3 protein-coding genes and 2 pseudogenes are annotated in these 4760 nt (G+C 38.8%); all 5 read right to left on the reverse strand.

Translation table 11 applies throughout. The features are described 5' to 3' along the window. Nucleotides 1–449 (reverse strand): annotated as a pseudogene (locus AC1WHX_RS10520) (hypothetical protein); the annotation flags it as partial. Nucleotides 450–459: 10 nt separating this feature from the next. Next, nucleotides 460–741 (reverse strand): hypothetical protein, encoded by a 282-nt coding sequence (locus AC1WHX_RS10525; RefSeq protein ID WP_303115784.1) that lies wholly within the window; start codon nt 739–741, stop codon nt 460–462. After that, complete coding sequence (locus tag AC1WHX_RS10530; RefSeq protein ID WP_303115782.1) at nt 713–2419, reverse strand: heparinase II/III domain-containing protein; 1707 nt, start codon at nt 2417–2419, stop codon at nt 713–715. Before AC1WHX_RS10530 ends, AC1WHX_RS10525 begins: the two co-directional genes overlap by 29 nt. Nucleotides 2420–2580: 161 nt before the next feature. Continuing rightward, on the reverse strand, nt 2581–4359 hold the full coding sequence (locus AC1WHX_RS10535; RefSeq protein WP_302545003.1) for a trypsin-like peptidase domain-containing protein: 1779 nt from the start codon (nt 4357–4359) through the stop codon (nt 2581–2583). 60 nt (nt 4360–4419) lie between these two features. After that, a pseudogene (locus tag AC1WHX_RS10540) lies at nt 4420–4760 on the reverse strand (DUF3078 domain-containing protein); the annotation flags it as partial.

Raw genomic sequence — 4760 nt, forward strand, 5'->3', positions numbered from 1 at the left:
ATCATATAATGCCCGTTCGGCCAGACTTCTCCGGTATTTTTTTTCGGATATTCGATTACGATCTGCATATCTGCTTTACCGTCATCATCCGTATCGACCCAATCGATAATCAAGTCTCCTTGTCCACCATAAATCCCATCTTTATTACGGTCAATCAACAAACAATCATTGATCATATCTCCCTCAATATCCCCTTCTTTCATGTTAGCGTCGTCATCTAACCAAAGAATAGGAGTATCGTTTACCGTAACGGATTTAATCGCGTCAGGCTTTCCATCTCCATTTAAATCGATATACTCTACCTGATAACCTACCGGAGGCAAAGGCAGACGAAACGGTTCGATCTGTAATTTCTGATTCCAGTACTTCTGGTCATACGGCAAAGCCTGTGCTGTAGAAACAGCAAAAACTCCCAACATTGCCAAATAAATAAATTTACATTTTTTCATTGTGTGTGTGTTATTTATTAGTATTCGCATTAAATATCGTCCATCTCGCACTTATCCGCATATTCTTCGATCCTTGTAAACGAACAATGACAGGATAACATAACTGAGCTCCTGTTCCCTCTTCTGCAAGTTTCAATGCAGGTATTCCGGGAGCTTCACCAACCAACAGCTCCTTAACCGGTGCTTCCGATAATTTCAAGAGCAGATCTCCCGAAGGAGTTTTAAATGAAACTTTTTTACCGACTTTATATTTCTTTACATTTTTAATCTGGCGAATGTACTTTCGACTCATCCAACACGACAGACTGTCCCTTTCCGGCTTTAAACACAGGCTTTTCATTGAATAAAAGTACATACTCATACACATGTACAGAATCTGAAGCACAGTCAAACGTATCATCCAAGATATTTCCCTCCAGATTCATCTTCCGTAACATTCTCACTCCTGAATAAGCTGTCGTACACTCAGCTTCTGCCCGACCTCCGTTTGGAGTAGCCTCATAGCCGATCAATTTTCCTAAAGCCTTGCGATTCTGGTCCTTATAATCTACGGTTACCATATTATGAGGCAACGAGTTTCGATACCAATCTAAATACAATTTAAGTCCGTAAGCACACGTACCGAAATCAGAAATCAGTTCTTTTTCTCCGTTATGTATCGTTATAGATAATTTATCGGGATGTCCGTGCCCTATTCCCTGACCACCGAATTTTAATACCGAAGAAACAGCTCCGCTTCGCAAACAAAGAAACCCGGATTGCGGGTAACAATAACTCGGTTGTATCATCGGTTCTTTAACAGGCTTTATATCCTGCCCCGTAAGCAACGATTCATATGCCGTTCGATCTGTCATTCCGTAAGCATGTTCCAAGACAGTTTCAATAACCGGGTCTTTTAAACGGGCGAAAGCCAGTTCATGAATAGGCAACTCACTCAAAACACTCGCACCATACCAACCATCACTATGTGCAGGATAGCTTAAATCGGGGTAAGTTCCCTTAATCGGAGCAACAAACATCTTCCTCATATCCTCATTATACAAATTTATTCTACGACAGCGCATGACATCTGCCGTATGAATTAAAGCTTGTAACGGGAAATAATGATAATTAGGAGAACCTTCATCTATCCACCCGTCGGGTTTCAAATGCTTTTTCATCAAAGCATAATATCCCCTTACCGGATCATTCATAGCAACGTCGATAATAGAGTCATCCTCTAAAGCAACTCCCAAAACCGCAAGACCGCTATTATGCCACATCTGCCAATTTGCCCCGGCAGGGCGATTAAGCAATAATTCAGCGCAAGGACGCAAAAGTCCGCTTTCTATCTTACCGATCTCTTCTTGTGTCAGATATTTCTTTATAACCGTGTAAGACGGAAGTGCACAGGTAGCCCAAGTCGCTTCATCTAAACTTTGCGCAAAAGCCTTGCCGCTATGTTTGTCACTAATAACCCGAGCAGCATTATACTCTTTATATGCTGCATATTTCGATGCATAATCGAGCAACATATCTTTGATATAATTGACATACAGCAAATCTCCCGTAGCCATATAAGCATACATACAAGCTTGCAGATACTCTTGATTTTTACGGTGTACCATATAAATCCAAGCCCAATCGAAACGGTTTACATGGGTATAAGTCGTTTTACAAGCCGAGCAATAGTGCGCATGAGGCTTATCCCAGTCAAAAGTCAACCGCTGACCGTCTTTATCACAATAATAATGATGAATATGTCCTCCTTCGACAACGGGAACTGTAAGATCATGGGAACGACGTTCAGCTATATCCGTTTTAATCCGGTCAAGAATCTTCCTCCCCCATGAAGTCTGCGCAGATTTTCGAATTTGAATGATGTCATCCGGAGAATAACAATAATATGATCGTCCATCCGCAAATACAGGTAATACGGCTAAGACAAAAACAAAAAGAAACAAAAGGCTTTTTAGTGATGTGTGTTTCATAAGATATTTCTTTGCATTAAACTTTATTGCAAAGAAAAAACCGACACATTAAAAAGTGCTTAAAATTCACGCAAAAAACAATTAATATATCAAGTAATACGAAAAAAAAATCAGAGATAAGAGTATATCTAAGTTTTCCAAGATAATTTTAAAATAAATTTTTACCGGTATCTTTCTAACCACTGTGCGGCATCCTCATCACCCATTGAAGCTGCCTGCTCCATATCCGACCGAGCTCCGGCAAAGTCTTTTAAAGCAAACTTAGCCAAGGCCCTGAAATAATAAGCAGTCGTTATTCTGTTTCCTTTTTCAATTGTACGACTAAGATCATCGATACATTTCCCATAATCTCTCAAATAATAATAAATACAGCCCCGAACTTCATAACTTTTTGCATCAGACTCATCTGCTATAATTGCTTTATCTATGGTTTCCAACGCACCATTGTACGCTCCGACAAATGCCTGACAAATAGATTTATTCTGGTATATTTCCGACAAAGAATAGTTTGTACTTTTTCCTTTATGATATTTCAAAACAGAATCATAATCAAGAATCGCCTCATTTTGCCGTCCCAGTGCAGAATAACATAAAGCTCTGAAATAATAAGCATCAGCCCAAAGAGAGTCTTTTTGCAATTCTTCGGAAAGGATATTCACCGCGTCTTCATAATTTCCTGAACGGTGTTTCTCTTTCACTTCATTCAGGACAGAAACACGATTGCCATTATCCTGTAATTCCGGACGAGGTATCGAATTTATCGATTTATCGGTAACTATATTATTTTTAGAACTTTCAGGCTCACTATTGCTGACTTTTATTAAATATACATTATCTTTCACCTGCCTGACAATCTCAGTCAACGACCTTTTTACAAGTATAGGTTTAAAAGTCAACTTTCTTAAAACAGGATCACTCTCCAACAACAATTTAAGATAAGATGCCTTCACGGCAAGATTTGCCATATACCCGGCTTTATCTCCATAACCGGCAGAAATTATACCCAAAACATTTCCATTACCATCGATCAGAGGTCCTCCGCTGTTTCCGTAGGTCACCGGAACGGATATCTGGCAAAAGACAGGTCCGGCTTTTCCTGCATTCACAGCACTGATGATCCCATTCGTCACCTTCACATTATCCCCCAAAAGATCCGCACGTGGATATCCTATTGCATAACAAGGTTCTCCTTCGACAGGGACATCTGTCCGTAAATCATAATTTACCTCCCCCAAAGTCTTAAACTCAGGATCATTGATTTTTATAACAGAAAGATCTGTCATGGGATCGGAAAGAATGACTTGAGCATTATAAAAACGAGTAAAATCACCGTTGATTCCTGTCACCTGAATATGCTTTGCATCTTCTGTTACATGATTGCAAGTAGCGATATACCCATCAGAAGAAAGAGCAAAACCGCTTCCCGTCCCGGTATAAGAATCCTCTGCCGATTTCGACTCAGAAGTAGGATAAACTTTCATAAGTCTGAAATTCCATAACCAGCCTTCTATATCGAGACGATTACGATATAGCAACGTCGCTATATGATTTATATATCTGACTTTACCGTATCTGTGGCACACCACAAGATTAAAAGTGCCTTTATCCGCCGTCAATTCTAAAAATCCGTCAACCATTCCCGGCGTCAAATACTTAAAAGTTTTAACCTTGACTATTCGATACTTAAACTGTTCCGGTATATTCTGATCCGTAAAACGTTCTATAGACCATCGTTCTCCATTATAATTTTGCCAAATTCCCTCTATCGGGTCTATTTCTCTAGAATTATGTAAAAGCCGAGCCTCTTCCTCTGTATAACCTTCAACACAATAACTCTGCTTATACCACTTTTTAACAGGTTCATCTTTTTTATCCGACTTTGCAGATACAGATAAAATTAGTGACATCAGTAAAACAAATAAAGAGATATATTTTTTCATGGTTTTAAAGAATCTGTAAAAACACGAACCATACTTTTTAAAACAAGGTACAAAAATCAATTAAAAGCTATAATTGAAGCCGAAACTCAGCAATTCTTTAAATTGGAAATGAGTCTTACGGTCTTTTTTCTCCCGGGCATCATCATACCTTAAGTGAAGGAAAAGACGAGTTGAGAAAAAACGATTCAGAATGAAATCAAAACTATTTTCAAAATCAGATTGAATTTGCTCATAATTAGTAAAATAGAATAGTCTTGAGCTCCATTTCATATTTCTGTAAAATTCCCATTTAACGGTTACCTCGAAAGAAGAACCGAACTGATTGAGCGTATTACCCGCATTAATACCGGAATTGGCAGGATTTATATCTCGATCGTTCGCTACGAATTTCAAATTATAAG

The sequence above is a fragment of the Coprobacter sp. genome, from assembly GCF_982436375.1.

What these genes read in the sequence shown, in the direction of transcription:
- AC1WHX_RS10535 (WP_302545003.1), bottom strand. Translation starts at nt 4,359, where the DNA reads ATGAAAAAATATATCTCTTTATTTGTTTTACTGATGTCACTAATTTTA.
- AC1WHX_RS10525 (WP_303115784.1), bottom strand. Translation starts at nt 741, where the DNA reads ATGAGTCGAAAGTACATTCGCCAGATTAAAAATGTAAAGAAATATAAA.
- AC1WHX_RS10530 (WP_303115782.1), bottom strand. Translation starts at nt 2,419, where the DNA reads ATGAAACACACATCACTAAAAAGCCTTTTGTTTCTTTTTGTTTTTGTC.